The sequence below is a fragment of the Variovorax ginsengisoli genome (assembly GCF_030811835.1).
GTDB lineage: Bacteria > Pseudomonadota > Gammaproteobacteria > Burkholderiales > Burkholderiaceae_C > Variovorax > Variovorax ginsengisoli_C.
This window is the reverse complement of the sequence record NZ_JAUSRO010000004.1, coordinates 223,381-237,775: the sequence shown is the minus strand read 5'-3', so window position 1 is coordinate 237,775 and position 14,395 is coordinate 223,381. Positions and strand designations below refer to the sequence as shown.

At 67.2% G+C, this 14,395-nt stretch carries 17 protein-coding genes; 3 read left to right on the top strand and 14 right to left on the bottom strand.

The genetic code is table 11. From position 1 onward, the window contains the following. Positions 1-10: 10 nt before the first annotated feature. Positions 11-1,552, bottom strand: coding sequence for a methyl-accepting chemotaxis protein (locus tag J2W36_RS07325; protein ID WP_307689039.1), 1,542 nt, complete (start codon positions 1,550-1,552; stop codon positions 11-13). Between the two features lie 429 nt (positions 1,553-1,981). Between J2W36_RS07325 and J2W36_RS07320 the strand changes: the two genes are divergently transcribed. Further along, entirely contained in the window at positions 1,982-2,560 is a 579-nt protein-coding gene (locus J2W36_RS07320; protein WP_307689038.1) for a hypothetical protein, read from the top strand. Between the two features lie 4 nt (positions 2,561-2,564). On the opposite strand, the gene J2W36_RS07315 is transcribed toward J2W36_RS07320, so the two are convergent. The 7 genes from J2W36_RS07315 to glnS all read right to left on the bottom strand — a co-directional run bounded on the left by J2W36_RS07315 (position 2,565) and on the right by glnS (position 7,448). Continuing rightward, on the bottom strand, positions 2,565-3,140 hold the full coding sequence (locus tag J2W36_RS07315) for a pseudouridine synthase (RefSeq protein WP_307689037.1): 576 nt from the start codon (positions 3,138-3,140) through the stop codon (positions 2,565-2,567). Positions 3,141-3,169: 29 nt separating this feature from the next. Then, on the bottom strand, positions 3,170-4,042 hold the full coding sequence (locus tag J2W36_RS07310; RefSeq protein WP_307689036.1) for an alpha/beta hydrolase: 873 nt from the start codon (positions 4,040-4,042) through the stop codon (positions 3,170-3,172). Between the two features lie 96 nt (positions 4,043-4,138). Continuing rightward, entirely contained in the window at positions 4,139-4,555 is a 417-nt protein-coding gene (locus J2W36_RS07305; RefSeq protein ID WP_307689035.1) for a type II toxin-antitoxin system VapC family toxin, read from the bottom strand. After that, the gene (locus J2W36_RS07300) at positions 4,552-4,800 is read right to left on the bottom strand and encodes a type II toxin-antitoxin system Phd/YefM family antitoxin (protein WP_307689034.1); all 249 of its coding nucleotides are present in this window, start codon (positions 4,798-4,800) and stop codon (positions 4,552-4,554) included. Before J2W36_RS07300 ends, J2W36_RS07305 begins: the two co-directional genes overlap by 4 nt. 227 nt (positions 4,801-5,027) lie before the next feature. Further along, positions 5,028-5,192, bottom strand: a complete 165-nt coding sequence (locus J2W36_RS07295; protein ID WP_307689033.1) for a hypothetical protein — start codon at positions 5,190-5,192, stop codon at positions 5,028-5,030. After that, the gene (locus tag J2W36_RS07290) at positions 5,183-5,443 is read right to left on the bottom strand and encodes a uracil-DNA glycosylase family protein (RefSeq protein ID WP_307689032.1); all 261 of its coding nucleotides are present in this window, start codon (positions 5,441-5,443) and stop codon (positions 5,183-5,185) included. The genes J2W36_RS07295 and J2W36_RS07290 overlap by 10 nt, the downstream gene beginning before the upstream one ends. Positions 5,444-5,555: 112 nt before the next feature. Then, the gene (glnS, locus tag J2W36_RS07285; RefSeq protein WP_307689031.1) at positions 5,556-7,448 is read right to left on the bottom strand and encodes a glutamine--tRNA ligase; all 1,893 of its coding nucleotides are present in this window, start codon (positions 7,446-7,448) and stop codon (positions 5,556-5,558) included. 131 nt (positions 7,449-7,579) lie between these two features. Between glnS and J2W36_RS07280 the strand changes: the two genes are divergently transcribed. Continuing rightward, entirely contained in the window at positions 7,580-7,921 is a 342-nt protein-coding gene (locus tag J2W36_RS07280; protein WP_307689030.1) for a hypothetical protein, read from the top strand. 81 nt (positions 7,922-8,002) lie between these two features. Here J2W36_RS07280 and J2W36_RS07275 read toward each other — a convergent pair whose 3' ends face one another. Genes J2W36_RS07275 through J2W36_RS07250 form a run of 6 tightly spaced genes read right to left on the bottom strand, consistent with a single transcriptional unit; the run spans position 8,003 to position 12,702 of the window. Beyond that, complete coding sequence (locus tag J2W36_RS07275; RefSeq protein ID WP_307689029.1) at positions 8,003-8,842, bottom strand: LytR/AlgR family response regulator transcription factor; 840 nt, start codon at positions 8,840-8,842, stop codon at positions 8,003-8,005. Beyond that, the gene (locus J2W36_RS07270; RefSeq protein ID WP_307689028.1) at positions 8,839-9,945 is read right to left on the bottom strand and encodes a sensor histidine kinase; all 1,107 of its coding nucleotides are present in this window, start codon (positions 9,943-9,945) and stop codon (positions 8,839-8,841) included. Before J2W36_RS07270 ends, J2W36_RS07275 begins: the two co-directional genes overlap by 4 nt. Then, positions 9,942-10,826: a sterol desaturase family protein gene (locus tag J2W36_RS07265; protein WP_307689027.1), complete on the bottom strand. Its 885-nt coding sequence runs from the start codon at positions 10,824-10,826 to the stop codon at positions 9,942-9,944. Before J2W36_RS07265 ends, J2W36_RS07270 begins: the two co-directional genes overlap by 4 nt. Next, a complete protein-coding gene (locus tag J2W36_RS07260; protein ID WP_307689026.1) occupies positions 10,823-11,860 on the bottom strand; it encodes an alpha/beta hydrolase family protein in 1,038 nt (345 codons plus the stop codon). Before J2W36_RS07260 ends, J2W36_RS07265 begins: the two co-directional genes overlap by 4 nt. Beyond that, complete coding sequence (locus J2W36_RS07255; RefSeq protein ID WP_307689025.1) at positions 11,857-12,156, bottom strand: 2TM domain-containing protein; 300 nt, start codon at positions 12,154-12,156, stop codon at positions 11,857-11,859. Before J2W36_RS07255 ends, J2W36_RS07260 begins: the two co-directional genes overlap by 4 nt. A 27-nt stretch (positions 12,157-12,183) precedes the next feature. Next, positions 12,184-12,702 (bottom strand): DUF6622 family protein, encoded by a 519-nt coding sequence (locus J2W36_RS07250; protein WP_307689024.1) that lies wholly within the window; start codon positions 12,700-12,702, stop codon positions 12,184-12,186. 257 nt (positions 12,703-12,959) lie between these two features. On the opposite strand from J2W36_RS07250, the gene J2W36_RS07245 reads away from it, so the two are divergent. Next, positions 12,960-14,393, top strand: a complete 1,434-nt coding sequence (locus tag J2W36_RS07245; RefSeq protein ID WP_307689023.1) for an efflux RND transporter periplasmic adaptor subunit — start codon at positions 12,960-12,962, stop codon at positions 14,391-14,393. The last annotated feature ends 2 nt before the right edge of the window (positions 14,394-14,395 follow it).

Here is a 14,395-nt window from a genome sequence, read left to right as displayed (position 1 = left end):
TGAGTCTGCGTCATCCGTGCGTCAGCCGGAACACGCTGACGGCGCTCACCAGCTCGGAGGCTTGGTGCTTCAGGCCCTCGGCTGCTGCCGCGGACTCTTCCACCAGCGCCGCATTCTGCTGCGTGACCTGATCCAGTTGGGCCACCGCGCCGCTCACCAGTTCGATGCCGCTGGTCTGCTCTTGCGTGGCGGAGCTGATCTCGCCGATCAGGTCGGTCACGCGGCGCACCTGGGCGACGATGTCTTCCATGGTCTGCCCTGCGTTGTCCACCAGGCGCGAGCCGTTCAGCACCTTTTCCACGCTGTCGTTGATCAGGCCCTTGATCTCTTTGGCGGCGCTGGCGCTGCGCTGTGCCAGGCTGCGCACTTCCGAGGCGACCACGGCGAAGCCTCGACCTTGCTCGCCCGCACGGGCGGCTTCCACAGCGGCGTTCAGCGCCAGGATATTGGTCTGGAACGCAATGCCGTCGATCACGCCGATGATTTCGCTGATCTTGTGGCTGGACTGCGTGATCTCGGCCATGGTGCCTACGACTTGGGCCACCACGCTGCCGCCCTTGGCCGCCACGTCGCTGGCAGAGCTGGCCAGCTGCGAGGCCTGGCGCGCGGTGTCGGCGTTGTTGCGCACGGTGCTGCTGAGCTCTTCCATCGACGTGGCGGTTTGCTGCAGGTTGCTGGCCTGGGTTTCGGTGCGGTGGCTCAGGTCGGTGTTGCCGCTGGCAATCTGGCTGGAGCCGGTGGCGATGCTCTCGCTGCTTCGGCGCACGGAGCCCACGGTCAGGATCAGGCTGTCGTTCATGGCCTTGAGGGCCTGTAGCAACTGGGCGGTTTCGTCGGTGCCGCGGGTGTCGATCTGCGATGTCAGGTCGCCGCTGGCCACGGCCTGCGCCACTTTCACGGCACGGCCAATGGGCAGCACCACCCCACGGCTGACCGCATGGCCGATGCCGAAAAACAAGGCGCCGGCGATCAGTGCGGTGGCCACCATGACAGCGCGTGCGATGGCGGCCGTGCGGTCGCTGGCCGCCTGCGCCACCTTGGCCTGGGATTCGATCAGGTCGGCCAGCTCACCCATGGATTTCTCCAGGCTCTCAAAGGCGTCTTTGAAAGAGGGCAGCTTGGCCTTCGCTGCATCGCGGTTGGTGAAGGCCAGGCCGATGATCTCGGTGGCGCTCGCCAGGTAGGCGTTCAAGGCCGGACGCACGAGAGCGGAAGCTTTAACGATCTCGGCGTCCAGCGGCAGTTCGTCCAGGGTCTTGAACGATTCGCGGAACTTGTCGATGTGTTCGGTCAAGGAAGCCTGGGTGAGCTTCTCTTCGGCCGCGTCATTCTCCAGCGAAGCGAGCATGGCGCTGAGCACATCTGCGCGCAAGGCGTCATGCATCATGTCGGCGTCCATCTGCACGCGCACGGCCGTGCCGATGGTGGCGATCTTGTCGGTGTGCGACGACAGCATGTGGACTGCCGAATAGCCTGTGGCGCCGATCAGCACCATGAGTGTCAGGCCGATCAGGCTGAAGCCCAGCATTTTCTGTTGGATGGTGAGTTTCATACGCGCACCTATGACTGCGTGAGTCAGAACATGATGGAGAAGCCGACCGTGCCCACGGAGCGGCGGCCGGTGGCCAGAGCGGTGGCGGTGTGGCGGTGTGCAGCCATGACGGCTCCTGAGGGTCTTGGTGGAAAGGGCTACGTCACATCAGTCCGTGCTTCGGGATTGATGCATGGCTCTATAACGGCAAGTCAGCGGCTGTTTGTAGGCCCAGCTCGATGCGCCGCCGAATTTTTCGAAGAGTGGGGGGAACGATCGGGCAAGTCCAGCGAGCGAGCGAGCGCGGGTGGCACCCTGTACGCAGCGTTGCAAGTGTGGGCAAAGTCACGTTGCGCCTCCTGCATCGATGTGTTGCTCTGCGGGCGGTGCCGGGGCGCCTCGACAATCGCGGGTCGCGCTCCGGCGCGGGTCATACAGGGAGAATTCAACTTGATCAATCGCACGCAATCGACGGCGAAGGCCATGCGGCTGGGCACCTTGCTGGCCGCGGCCGGCCTCATCACCGCCTGTGGCACACGCCAGCCTGCCGTGGAAACACCGGAACCACCGCCACCGGAAGCGACGGCGCAGAACAGCCTTGTGATGCCCGCGGTGACCTACGGCACCACCGGCAAGGGGCTGCCCCTGCAGCAGTCCGATGACAATTGCAAAGTGCCGGCGCTGCTGCGCCAGGCTGTCGAAAACCAGCTCGAAGCGCCGTTGCTGTACCTGCTTGCGGCACCGACGCCGAGTGCTGCGTCCGCGCCGGTGCTCAAGGTCGAAGTGACCGACCTGCTCGCGAATGCGGGGGGCATGTATGGCGGCCCGAAGTTCGTTGAACTGCATGGCACGTTGGAGCGACCCAGCACCGCGCCGGTCCACTTCACGGCCCATCGGCAGATGTTCATGTACATCGGCTTTCCGCGCAGCACCTGCAGCATGGTCGGTACCGTGGCCCACGCGCTCGGTGGCGACATCCTCGGGTGGTTGAAGAAACCGGTGGACGGCGCCTTCCTCGGCGAACGCTGAGCCTTCAGCCAGCCCAGGTTCCCGGCGCCAGCCCCTCGAGCGTGTAGGGGCCGATGGCCGCGCGCACCAGCCGCAGCGTCGGGTGCCCCACGGCCGCCGTCATGCGCCGCACTTGGCGGTTGCGGCCTTCCTTGATGGCGAGCTCGATCCAGGTGGTGGGGATGGCCTGCCGCACGCGGATGGGTGGCGTGCGTTCCCACACGGTGGGTGGCGGGTCGAGCCGGCGTGCGCGGGCCGGGCGTGTCGGACCGTCGTTGAGCGTCACGCCGTTGCGCAAGGCGGCCAGCGCCCTGTCGTCGGGCACGCCTTCCACCTGCACCCAGTACACCTTCTCCATCTTGAAGCGCGGATCGGCAATGCGTGCCTGCAGCTTGCCGTCGTCGGTCAGCAGCAGCAGGCCTTCGCTGTCGGCATCGAGCCGGCCGGCGACGTACACGCCGGGCAGGTCGATGAAGTCCTTCAGGCCCTGCCAGCGGCCCTCGGGCGTGAACTGGCTGAGCACGCCGTAGGGCTTGTTGAAGCGCAGCAGGCGGGACGAGGCGCCAGCGAATGCGGCGTCAGCCGTGGGTGCAAGGGTCATGCAGGGGCGCCAGATTCAGGTTTCAGGCTTCAGGCCTTGCGCACCACATTCGCGATCCATGCCAGCAGCACGGCCACCACCTCGTCGCGGTTGGTCTCGTTGAGCGTCTCGTGGCGCGCGCCGCCGAACACATGGCACGACACGTCCTGCAGACCGGCTTCGCGGTAGCGCTGGACCAGCGGGTAGAACCACTCGGCGTTGTTGCTGACCGGATCCCGGTCGCCGATGAAGAGGTAGAGCGGCAGCGTCGGGCGGACGCGCGAACGCAGCGCTGCGGGCGTCAGTTCGTCCTGGCCCGCGAACATCGACACCCAGCTCTGTGGCGTGACCGTGAAGCCGCACAGCGGGTCGGCCATGTACGCATCGACCTGCGCCGGGTCGCGGGTGAGCCAGTCGAAGGGCGTGCGCACATCGGGCAGCGCGTCGTTGAGGTCCTCCAGCTTGAAACCGGCTTGCGTGGCAGCGGCCAGCAGGTCGAGCGCCGTGGTGCCCGAGAGCGCTGCACCCGCCAGCAGCGCGCTGTGACGGGTCAGGTAGTGCTGCACGGCGAAGGAGCCCATGCTGTGGCCGAGCAGGATCAACGGCATGCCCGGATGCGCCTCGCGCGCGTGCTGGCTCAACAGCGCCATGTCGTCGACCAGACCCTGGAAGCCGCGCGGGCCGAAGTCGCCCAACGCATCGCGCGCGGCCGCGCCCTTGCCGTGGCCGCGATGCTCGTTCGCATAGACCACGTAGCCGGCCTGCGTGAGTGCGTCCGCCAGCGCCTGGTAGCGCAGCGAATGCTCGCCCATGCCGTGCGCCAACTGCACGATGGCGCGCGGCGCGTCGCTTTGCCAGCGGTGGGCCTCGATCGGGGTGCCGTCATTGGCGGTCAGTTCGAAATCGATTGGGGTGATGGGCATGCGGTATGTCCTGGCTGAGGAAAGAGGGGTAATCGTAGGGCGGTGCGGGGTGGCTCGGGCAGAGGGAATGTAGGGATGGGGCTGGCAGCTATCGATTCAATCGCCCGTCCAGGGATTGAAGACTTGCACCGGCAGTCCCGCGAAATCTTTGGTGTTGCGCGTGACCAGCACCAGATCGTGTACTAACGCGCTGGCTGCCAGCAGGCTGTCGATCGCGGGCAGCGGTCGGCCCGCCTCTGCTACTAGGCGGCCCCAGCGATCGGCAACGGCGGCGTCCAGGCTCAGAATCCGGCCGGTGAAGAACAAAGGCAGATCGGTTTCGAGCCAGTCCGTCAGCGCCTGCCGGCGCGCTGTGTCTGCGGCGCCTTCCACGCCCTTGCGGATTTCGCCCAGCGTCAGCACGCTGAGGTACAGGGTCACGGGCGGTCGCTTGGCGAACCAGCTCACGACGTTTGCATCCGGCGCCTTGCGCCGCAGTTCCGAAAGCGCGTTCGTGTCGACGAGGTAGCTCAAAACCCCGTCTCGCGGGTCAGGCTCATATCGCGATCAAACACCACATCGTCGGCGTCAAACAGTGGCGAGCGCTGCATGAAATCCACCAGCGACCCCTGTGCCTGCGACAGTCGGTCGAACGTGCCGCGCGAGATCACCACCGCAACGGACTTGCCGTGCACCGTGATCTCCTGTGGCTGGGTCTGCGCGGACTTCACGAGTTCGGACATGCGCGCCTTGGCGTCTTGCATCTGCCATGTTTGCATACTAAACCCGTGGTCTGACTATAGAGGTCAGATTTTATCGCAAACACTCGCGTGTCAAGGACTCTGCACTGTCGCAACCGGGCATCCATCAGCGCCGGAAAGCGCGAGGACCACACCGCGTTGGCCGGCGAAGAATGCGGCAGCGGTGCCAGCGTGATCGGGTGTATCGCTTCGCCCAGCTGATAGTCGATGCGCAGCGTCTCGCGGTAGCGCGCCTCGCCCCGCGCTCAGAAGGCATCAAGCGCCCAGCGCACCTCGGCGGTTTGCGCGATGCCGAACCATAAGAACGCCTCGCGTCCCAGCGCGATCACCGTGCGCTCCCCGCCGTGGCTCTGCCAGGTGTTCATCAGCAGATCGGCCATCAGCGGCTGGAAGCGCCGCTTCACCGCCATCGACCATGCTTGTAGGGGACGGTGTTGAGCCAGAACACCTCGGCCTCGAGCTGCCCGCCTTTGCCGACGAAGGGCAGGGCGCGTTCCACCTCCGTGCGCCCCCGGTTACGCCCGAAGATGCACAGTCGCGCATCGTGCGCGCCGAGGCCGATGATCGGGTCGCGCCAATCGCGGCCGATGCCCGGCCGATGTTCGGCGGCGTTGCGGAATGCGGCGCGCTGGGTGGGTGATGGTTCGGCGGCGTGCGTCATCGTTGAATGAAGCCGGTCTGCAGTGCCGTGAAGACTGCCTACGCCGAGCGCTTCACTAACACGGATTTGCAGCGCAGATAGTTGCTGCAACCCCAGAACTGCTGGTGCATCGCTACTTTCCCCAGCTGTCCCGCATCCCAGCCGCACGATTGAACACATGCTGCCCCGCGCCATCCACCTTCGCGTCCGTCACAAAGTACCCGTGCCGCTCGAACTGAAACCCCGCCCCGCCTTCGGCATTCGCCAGTGAAGGCTCCACGAACGCCGAGCACTTCACCAAGCTGTTCTTGTTCAGTTCATCCAGCAGTTCCCCACCACCCGGTTGCGCCTCGGCAAACAGCCGCTCATACAACCGCACCTCCGCCGCCACCGCATCCGCCACGGCGACCCAGGTGATGTTCCCCTTCACCTTGATCGCGTCTGCACCCGGCGTGCCGCTCTTGGTGTCGGGCACCAGCTTGGCCTGCACTTCGAGCAGTTGGCCGTCGGCGCTGCGCATAGCGCCGGTGCACTCGATGGTGTGGCCGTACTTCAGGCGCACCTTGCTGGCCGCGATGGCTTGGCCGCTGGTGTTGGTGTAGGCCGGAAACAGGCGAGTGAAACCCTTGGGCGGGACGTCTTCGTAATCAGTGCGTTCGATCCAGACTTCGCGGCCGATCTTGAAGTGGCGTTCGCCCATCTCGGGGTGGTGCGGGTGCACAGGCGCCGTGCAGTCGTCGAGCACACTTTCATCTTTGTTCGGGCCGCCCATCAGTTCACCCCAGTTGGTGATGACGAGCTTCACCGGGTCGAGCACGGCCATGGCGCGCGGGGCGATGGGGTCGAGGGTTTCGCGCAGCGCGGCTTCGAGGGCGGCGTAGTCGGTCCAGCCGCCGGCGGACTTGGTGGTGCCGCTGCGTTCGCAGAAGAGCTTGAGCGCCTCGGGCGTGTAGCCGCGGCGGCGCAGGCCGGCGAGGGTGGGCATGCGCGGGTCGTCCCAACCGTCGACGTGGCCTTCCTCGACCAGCTGGCGCAGCTTGCGCTTGCTGGTGAGCACGTGGGTCACGTTCAGGCGCGCGAATTCGTACTGGCGCGGATGCGGGCTGGCGATGAGGCCGCCCACGACGGTGCCGTCAGGCAGCGTCCTCTTTTCCGCCAGGCGGTCGAGCAGCCAGTCGTAAAACGGTCGCTGGTCTTCGAATTCCAGCGTGCAGATCGAATGCGTGATCTGCTCCAGCGCATCTTCGATCGGGTGCGCGAAGGTGTACATCGGGTAGATGCACCACTTGTCGCCGGTGTTGTGGTGCGTGGCCCGGCGGATGCGGTAGAGGGCCGGGTCACGCAGGTTGATGTTGGGGCTCGCCATGTCGATCTTGGCGCGCAGGATGGCGGCGCCATCTTCGAGCTGGCCGTCACGCATCTCCCGGAAGCGCGTGAGGTTCTCCTGAACCGTCCGCGAACGGAAGGGGCTGTCGATACCGGCTTTGCCGAAGTCGCCGCGGTTGGCGCGCATCTCCTCGGGCGTCTGCTCGTCGACGTAGGCGAGGTCGTTCTCGATCAGGTACTCGGCCGCGCGGTACATGAAGTCGAAGTAGTCGCTGGCGAAGTACTCGTGCGGCTGCAGCGTGCCGGGCGCGCTGGGGCGGTCGGCCAGGTAGGTTTCGTAGCCGAGCCACTTCACCGCGTCGCGGATGCTGTCGACGTACTCCTGCTCTTCCTTCTCCGGGTTGGTGTCGTCGAAACGCAGGTGGCACACGCCGCCGTATTCCTTGGCCAGTTCGAAGTTCAGCCAGATGCTTTTGGCATGGCCGATGTGCAGGTAGCCGTTGGGTTCCGGTGGAAAGCGCATGCGGACCTTGGCCGGGTCGGGCATGCCGTTGGCATGGTGCTGGGCGTCGCCGGGCGAACCGCCCCACTGTCGGCCTTGGTAGATGCCGGTTTCGAGGTCGTTTTCGATCACGTGGCGCAGGAAATTACTGGGCGCCACGGCGTTTTTCGCGCCGTCTTTGTCTGCAGGAGAGGTCATCCCGCGATTCTAGGCGGGGGCTTCTGCGCGTTACGTCTCCTCACGAACTTCACCGGAGACCTCGAACCTGAGTAACACCTGACGCGTTTAATTGTTCCATGGGCTCTTCCAGCCCGATTCAGGAGTTCACGATGAGTCTGACCCGTTCAACGTTCTACAAGATGGCTGCTGCCGGTGCAGTGGCTGCAGCAGGCCTTTTCGGCATGGCCTCGGCCAACGCAGGTGTCGGCGTCTCCGTCGGCATCTCGGTGCCAGGCGTGGTGGTCGGCGTCGGTGGCCCCGCTTACTATGGCCCGCCGCCGCAGGCTTATTACGCACCGCCCCCGCCGCGGTACTACCGTCCGGCGCCTGTGTACTACGCGCCGCCGCCGCCGCCGGCGTACTACGGCCCGGGCCGCGGCTACTACCGTGAAGGCTATCGGGGCGACTACGGCCCTCGCCACGGCCACGGTCACCGTCGCGACTGGCGTTGATTCGCGAGGCCGGGTACAGGCTCGACCACCGGGCCTTGCCTGCGCCGTCGCACCCCTTCGGCGGAGCTCGCCAACTGACCCCTACATCGCGCGGAACAGGTGCGCGTAGAGTCGGCTCACCGGAATCTTCTCCGGGCGACCGCGCAGCATCAGGTGGGTCTTGCCCATGTCGTCGCGGTGCACCGATTCGACCGCATCGCTGCGGACGACCACCGCGCGGTGCACCTGCCAGAACAGCTGCGTGTCGAGCTGCGGCAACAACTGCTTGAGCGGCGTGCGGATCAGGTATTCATGCCCCACGGTCAACACGCGCACGTATTTGTCGGCCGCCTCGAAGTACTGGATCTCATCGACCGGCACCATCCGCACGACCGCGCCTGACGCGCCCGCATCGCTGGCGGCGATGAACTTGAGGGGAACTGCGCCCTGATGGCTGGCAGCCGCCGGCAGCGCACCCCCTGCTGCAGCCAGCAACTGGCGCCACTGCGCCAGGGTGCTTGCCAGCACTTCGTCCGGTGACTTTGCCGTCTGCGCACCCGCCAGCGCCTGCTGCAGGCGCGTCACGGTGCGCTGCAGCCGCGCGGGCTGCACGGGTTTGAGCACGTAGTCGATCGCCTGAGCGTCGAAGGCGCGCGCAGCGTATTCGTCGTACGCGGTCACGAACACGAGTTGCGGCATGGGCGCCTCGTCGATCGGCCATCGGTCGGCAAGTTCTGCAGCGGCACCCAGCCCGTCCAGGCCAGGCATGCGAATGTCGAGAAAAACCACCTGTGGCAGCAGGCGCAGCGCCTCGCGCACCGCGCTCAGGCCGTCGCCCACCGTCGCGACCACCTCCAGCGCGGGCCAGGCGGCAGCGAGTTCGGCGCGCAGCGCCTGGGCCAGCAGGGCTTCGTCTTCGGCGATGAGGGCGGTGAAGGTCATGGCGGGGGGCTCTGTTCGGTCAGCGGCAGCGTGAGCGTGGCGGCGGTGCCGCCGCCCACGCGGCGCGACAGTTGCAGATGCGCGCGGTCCTGGTGGACGGTGCTCAGCCGTTCACGCACCTGGGTGATGCCAAAGCCGCTGCTGCCAAAGCCACCACCGCCCATGTCATCGCCGTCAATGCCCAGGTTGCTACTGCCAGGAGGGTCGACCAGGCCCACGCCCGTATCGAGCACTTCAATGACCAGTTGCGCGCCGTGGCGGTGCGCGCGCACGGTGATCTCGCCGCCTTCGACCTTGGGCTCCAGGCCGTGGCGGATGCTGTTCTCCACCAACGGTTGCAGCAGCAACGGCGGTACCGGCACCTGGCGCAGGTCGTCGGGCAGTTCCATCGTGTAGCGCAGGCGCTTGCCCATGCGCACCGACATCAGCTCCAGGTAGTCGGACAGCCGCTCGAATTCGGCCGCGAGCGGATGTGCCAGTGCGCGCGAGCCGGTGAGCGTGACACGCAGGTAGCTGTTGAGCCGGTCGAGCATGGCCACGGCACGCGGTGGGTCGGTGGTGATCAGCACACGCAGGTTGGCCAGCGTGTTGAAGAGCATGTGGGGTTCAAGCTGGGTTTCGAGCAGCTTGAGCTTGGCCTCGCTGGCACTGCGCTCCGCTGCATTCTTCAATGCGACGAGTTCCGCGGCCCGGCCCCTGCTGTGGAAATAGAAGCTGATGATTGCGCCGGCAAGGATGGTGATGGTCAGGCTGATCTCGTCGTCGCGCGGCGAGTTGACCAGCCCGTTGCTCCAGAACAGGTCGCCGAAGCGCTGACCGCCGATGAATCCCAGGCCGATGGACACCGCCGTCAGCAACAGGCCGCGCCAACCCTGGGGCCAGCCACGACCGCCGTGGCTGGCGCGGCGGCAGTGGCGCTCGGGCACCAGGTAACGGCCGAACTCGATCACCATCCAGCTGATGGTTCCCACGGAAAGCGCGTAGCCCAGTTGCGGGAGATAGCCTTTGAGCGGCCAGATCATGTTGGTCAGCACCGCGATCGCGCAGCAGGCCGCCACCACCTGCAGATAGTGACGCGTGGCGTCCTGCCAGCGGATCGTCATCCGGTGCGCGCCCGCAGGTCGGCGGTGGTCTGGCTGGTGCCATCGTGCCGCCAGCCGGGCGGCTTGACGAGGTAGTTCCATGCCACCCCCAGCGACGGCGCGTCGCGCAGGTCGCGCCAGAGCGCCCGCCAGTGCGTGAATTCGATTTCGAGCAGGTTGTATCCGTGGATCGGCGTGACCAGCCCGTAGCGGCAGGGCACCTCCTTGCGCTCGGGAATGTAGGTGCCGAACAGGCGGTCGAAGACGATCAGCACGCCGCCGTAGTTGCCGTCGAGGTACTCGATGTTGGACGCATGGTGCACGCGGTGCGCCGAAGGTGTGTTGAGCACCCATTCGAGCGGTCCGAGCTTCGGTATCCAGGTCGCATGGATCCAGAACTGGTAGAGCAGGTTGAGCGTGAGCATCAGCAGGATCACCTTAGGCGGCATGCCCAGCAGCGGTGCCAGCGTGAAGAACAGAAGCGTGCCTGTCAGCTTGCCCGTCCACCCAAAGCGGTAGGCGGCCGACAGGTTCAACTGGTTCGGCGAATGATGGATCGCATGCGTGCACCAGAACCAGCGCACGCGGTGCGCGGCGCGGTGGTACCAGTAGTAGCAGAACTCCTGGCCGACGAAGCAGGCGACCCAGCCGGTCCAGTGGTCCATCGGCAGCGTCCAGAGCCGGTGCGCGTAGACCCAGTCCATGGCACCGGTGAAGAACGCCAGCGGCAGCAGCCATCGCAGGGGGTATTCACGCACCAGGAAGTCGATGAGGGAGATGCCCGCGGCCTTCCAGTCGTAGCCCGCTCGCCCCCGGCGCCAGCTCAGCACCAGCGCCTCGACCAGCGACGCCGCCAGCACGGTGACCACCGAAAGCTTGAGCAGGAGCAAAAGGAAGTTCATGGCGCGAGATTCTTCACGAAAAAGTCGGCAATCGCACGATAAACGGTGCCCAGGCTGGCCCGGTCGAAGCCGGGCGGGTCGTTGAGGAGCGCTGCAGCGCGCGGCGACAGACCCACGGGTTGCGGCGCCAGCACGGAGCCGTGGCCGCCTTCGGGCATGTCGGCGACCAGCACGCAGGTACTGCATGCGGCGCGCACCGCGTCCACATGCCATTGCGGCGCGAGCCAGGCGTCGTGACCGGCGCGCACGAGGCCCAGGGGCACGCGAGGATGGGCCAAAGAAGTCAGGTCGATGGGCGCAGCCATCGGCACGGCGGCGACCACGGCGGCAATGCGGGGTTCGTCCCAGTGACGCCATTCGGTGTCGCCGGCCCACTTGTAGCGGATGACGCTGCGGGCGATGCCCCGCTTGAGCGGGTCGAGCACGCCGCCGTCCAGCGTGGTCGCCAGTCCGACGCAGCCCGGAAAGTCCTCGCTCAGGTGGGCGTCGCAATGCCGCGCCAGTTGCGCGGGCGACCAGCGTGCCCCGGCCAGCGTCAGCGCGGCAAGGCCACCCGCGGACATGCCATAGACCCCCACTTGCTGGAAATCCAGGCGCTGTGCAAAACGTGCGTCGGCGGCCATCGCATCGATCGCTTGCGACACCTCCTGTGGCCGGTGCGCCCAGCTCACCGGGCCGACATCGCTCATGTCGTGCCAGTTGTCTCCGGCGTGCTCAGGCATGGCCACGGTGAACCCTGCGGCGACCAGCACCTGCGCCAAGTCTGCTTGCGGCCACGGCGCCCCACCCGAACCGTGCGACATGACGATCAGCCGCCCGTTGCCCGGCAGGGGTGGCGCACCGGGCGCAAGCTGTAAAACGAAGGGGCCGCGCTCGACGCGCACCGGCGCGGCATCGCTCGGATAGAACACCGTGACGGGCCCGCTGCCAGGCGGCGACGGCAGCACGGCGACGCCTGTCGAGGCAGTGGCGACACCCGTGGCCGCCGCCGCCATGGCCCAAACCACGGCGGCCCGCAGCCAACGCCCGCTCACCGCGGATCTCCTGCGCGTGCGCCCAGCTTGGCGCGTTCCCGCTGCACCATGGTCTCGAGCAGGTTGCCGCCCGGTGCGAGCACCCAGACGGCGACGCCGTGCAGCAGCAGCCCGAGGCCCCACCCGAGCAGCGGAAACCAGGCCCAGCTGCGGCCATGGGCGAACGACAGGGCAAGCAGCACCGCATTGACCGAGAGGTACACGGTGGCATGGACGAACCAGCCGAGCTTGGCCTTGGCACGGCGGCGCGCCAGCATGTCGAGGGTGAGGGGGGTGTGGGTTTTGCGCGGGTTCATGGCCGTCTCCGGTAAGGGGGCAGCGGGTCAGGCTGCCTGGCCGTCGATGCGGGCGGGGGCACGCAGCGCCAGTCTGCACAGGCGCACGGCGCGGCCGGTGAAGACACCGGCGAAGGCGCCATACAGGGTGGCGATGGCCAGCGCAAAGTTCAGGTGGGTGGCGAGTTCCGGATGCATGACCAGCTGCACGCCGACCACGTACTTGGTGGAGAAGATGCCCATCATCAGGACCAGCGGCACCGCGCTTCCGGCGACGTGGAAGCTGCGGCGGGCCGCGTCGTAGCGTGTGCTGTCGGGCAGCCGGCGCTGCAGCACCAGCAGCAATCCCACCGCCGCCGCAGCAGCCCAGCCGATGAGCGCCGAGGGCGTGGCGGCAAAGGCAGAGACCACGCCGTAGAGCGAGAAAACGGCCATTGCGAGTGGCACGACCGTGGCGCGGACCAAGCCGACGCTGCCGCCGATCCATTGCTTGCTGCCCAGCCAGATGAGCAGTGCGAACACGGCGAAGACCCAGGTGGGCGTGTGAGCGACGATTTGAAGCAGCATGGTGTGTTCTCCGAAAGAATGCACAAGGGCGAGATGAAAGTCGATGGCGCGACTGTGTGGGAAATTGCCGGCGCGAACGACCCCGATGCGATGAAATGCGAAAGCGCGGCGCGAAGTGCAGCCGGGCCGGGCGAGCGGGCGGCGCTTTACAGAGGGTTTACGGCAAGCTGCATCGGCAGTCGCAATCCGCGCACTTTGGCAAGCTACGATCCGGCCCAGGGCGCCACACTGCGCCGTTTTCTCCCAGGATTTGCCGCATGGACCCCCACCCGCCCGAGAACCCGACCCCCGCGCCCGACGCGCCGCCGCAGTCCCCGTCTGCGTCCTTGACGCCCTCGCCGCCACCGCGCCGCCGGCGTCGTTGGGTCGGCAGCATCGTCGCCCTGCTCGTGCTCGCCGCCGTGGCCGCTGGCGCCTGGTATCTCGTCAACCGTCCGCCTGCCATGTCGGCGGGCATGGCAGGGCCCGGGGGTCCGGGTGGACCCGGCGGCCCGGGCGGCCCCGGCGGACCGGGGGGGCCTGGCGGCCCAGGTGGCCCAGGCGGCCCGCGCCAGGGCGGGGGTGCGTTGGTCACCGTCGGCATGGCGGTCGCCAAGCGGGCCGACATTCCGGTGAAGCTCGACGCCCTGGGCACCGTCACGCCGGTCACCACCATCACCGTGCGTCCGCAGGTCTCGGGCGTGATGACCGAGGTGCTGTTCACCGAAGGCCAGATGGTGCGCAAGGGCGACGTGCTCGCGCGCATCGACCCGCGCTCCTACGAGCAGGCGCTGATGCAGGCCCAGGGCGCTCGCACCCGCGATGCCGCGCAGCTCGATGCGGCGCGCGTCACGCTGGAGCGCTACCGCACGCTGCTCGGCCAGGACTCGATCGCCCGGCAGGACGTCGACACGCAGGCCGCGCTGGTCAAGCAGCTCGAAGGCACCGTGCTGACCGACAAGGCCGCCGAAGACACGGCCCGCCTGAACCTGGAATTCACCCGCGTCACCTCCCCCGTCAGCGGCCGGGTCGGGCTGCGCACCGTCGACGCCGGCAACTATGTGGCGGCGGGCGCGACCACCGGCATCGTGACCATCACCCAGATCACGCCGATCGACGTGCAGTTTTCCATTCCGCAAGACCGCGTGCCCGACATCGAGGCCCGCGTGCGCTCTGGCGCCACTCTCAGCGTGACCGCGCTCGACCGCACCAAGGCGACCGTGCTGGACACGGGCACTTTCTCCACGCTCGACAACACCGTCGACACGACCACCGGCACGGTCAAGGCCAAGGCGCGTTTCGCCAATGCAGGTACCACGTTGTTCCCCAGCCAGTTCGTCAACGTCCAGTTGCTGCTGCGCACGATCGACGGCGCCGTGACCGTGCCGGTGACGGCGGTGCGCACCTCGGGCACCGGCAACTACGTCTATGTGATCAACCAGGACCGCACGGTGAGCATGCGCGACGTCAAGCGCGGCGAGTCCACGGTGGAGTCGGTGGTGGTCACCAGTGGTTTGAAGGATGGCGAGATGGTCGTCACCGAAGGCGGCGACCGCCTGAAGGACGGTGCGAGCGTGCAGCTGGCCACCGACGCGCCCGGCGCGCGGCCACGAAACGGTGCCTCGGGCCCACGCCGTGGCGCCTCGGGACCGCGCGATGCCGCCTCCGGCCCCGCGGGCGAGCGCCGCCGTCGGCCGCCGCAGGGCGAATGAGG

What these genes read in the sequence shown, in the direction of transcription:
- J2W36_RS07295 (WP_307689033.1), bottom strand. Translation starts at nt 5,192, where the DNA reads ATGGCGGTGAAGCGGCGCTTCCAGCCGCTGATGGCCGATCTGCTGATG.
- J2W36_RS07310 (WP_307689036.1), bottom strand. Translation starts at nt 4,042, where the DNA reads ATGCCCATCACCCCAATCGATTTCGAACTGACCGCCAATGACGGCACC.
- J2W36_RS07280 (WP_307689030.1), top strand. Translation starts at nt 7,580, where the DNA reads ATGAGTCTGACCCGTTCAACGTTCTACAAGATGGCTGCTGCCGGTGCA.
- J2W36_RS07325 (WP_307689039.1), bottom strand. Translation starts at nt 1,552, where the DNA reads ATGAAACTCACCATCCAACAGAAAATGCTGGGCTTCAGCCTGATCGGC.
- J2W36_RS07255 (WP_307689025.1), bottom strand. Translation starts at nt 12,156, where the DNA reads ATGAACCCGCGCAAAACCCACACCCCCCTCACCCTCGACATGCTGGCG.
- J2W36_RS07315 (WP_307689037.1), bottom strand. Translation starts at nt 3,140, where the DNA reads ATGACCCTTGCACCCACGGCTGACGCCGCATTCGCTGGCGCCTCGTCC.
- J2W36_RS07290 (WP_307689032.1), bottom strand. Translation starts at nt 5,443, where the DNA reads ATGACGCACGCCGCCGAACCATCACCCACCCAGCGCGCCGCATTCCGC.
- J2W36_RS07270 (WP_307689028.1), bottom strand. Translation starts at nt 9,945, where the DNA reads ATGACGATCCGCTGGCAGGACGCCACGCGTCACTATCTGCAGGTGGTG.
- glnS (WP_307689031.1), bottom strand. Translation starts at nt 7,448, where the DNA reads ATGACCTCTCCTGCAGACAAAGACGGCGCGAAAAACGCCGTGGCGCCC.
- J2W36_RS07275 (WP_307689029.1), bottom strand. Translation starts at nt 8,842, where the DNA reads ATGACCTTCACCGCCCTCATCGCCGAAGACGAAGCCCTGCTGGCCCAG.
- J2W36_RS07300 (WP_307689034.1), bottom strand. Translation starts at nt 4,800, where the DNA reads ATGCAAACATGGCAGATGCAAGACGCCAAGGCGCGCATGTCCGAACTC.
- J2W36_RS07245 (WP_307689023.1), top strand. Translation starts at nt 12,960, where the DNA reads ATGGACCCCCACCCGCCCGAGAACCCGACCCCCGCGCCCGACGCGCCG.
- J2W36_RS07250 (WP_307689024.1), bottom strand. Translation starts at nt 12,702, where the DNA reads ATGCTGCTTCAAATCGTCGCTCACACGCCCACCTGGGTCTTCGCCGTG.
- J2W36_RS07265 (WP_307689027.1), bottom strand. Translation starts at nt 10,826, where the DNA reads ATGAACTTCCTTTTGCTCCTGCTCAAGCTTTCGGTGGTCACCGTGCTG.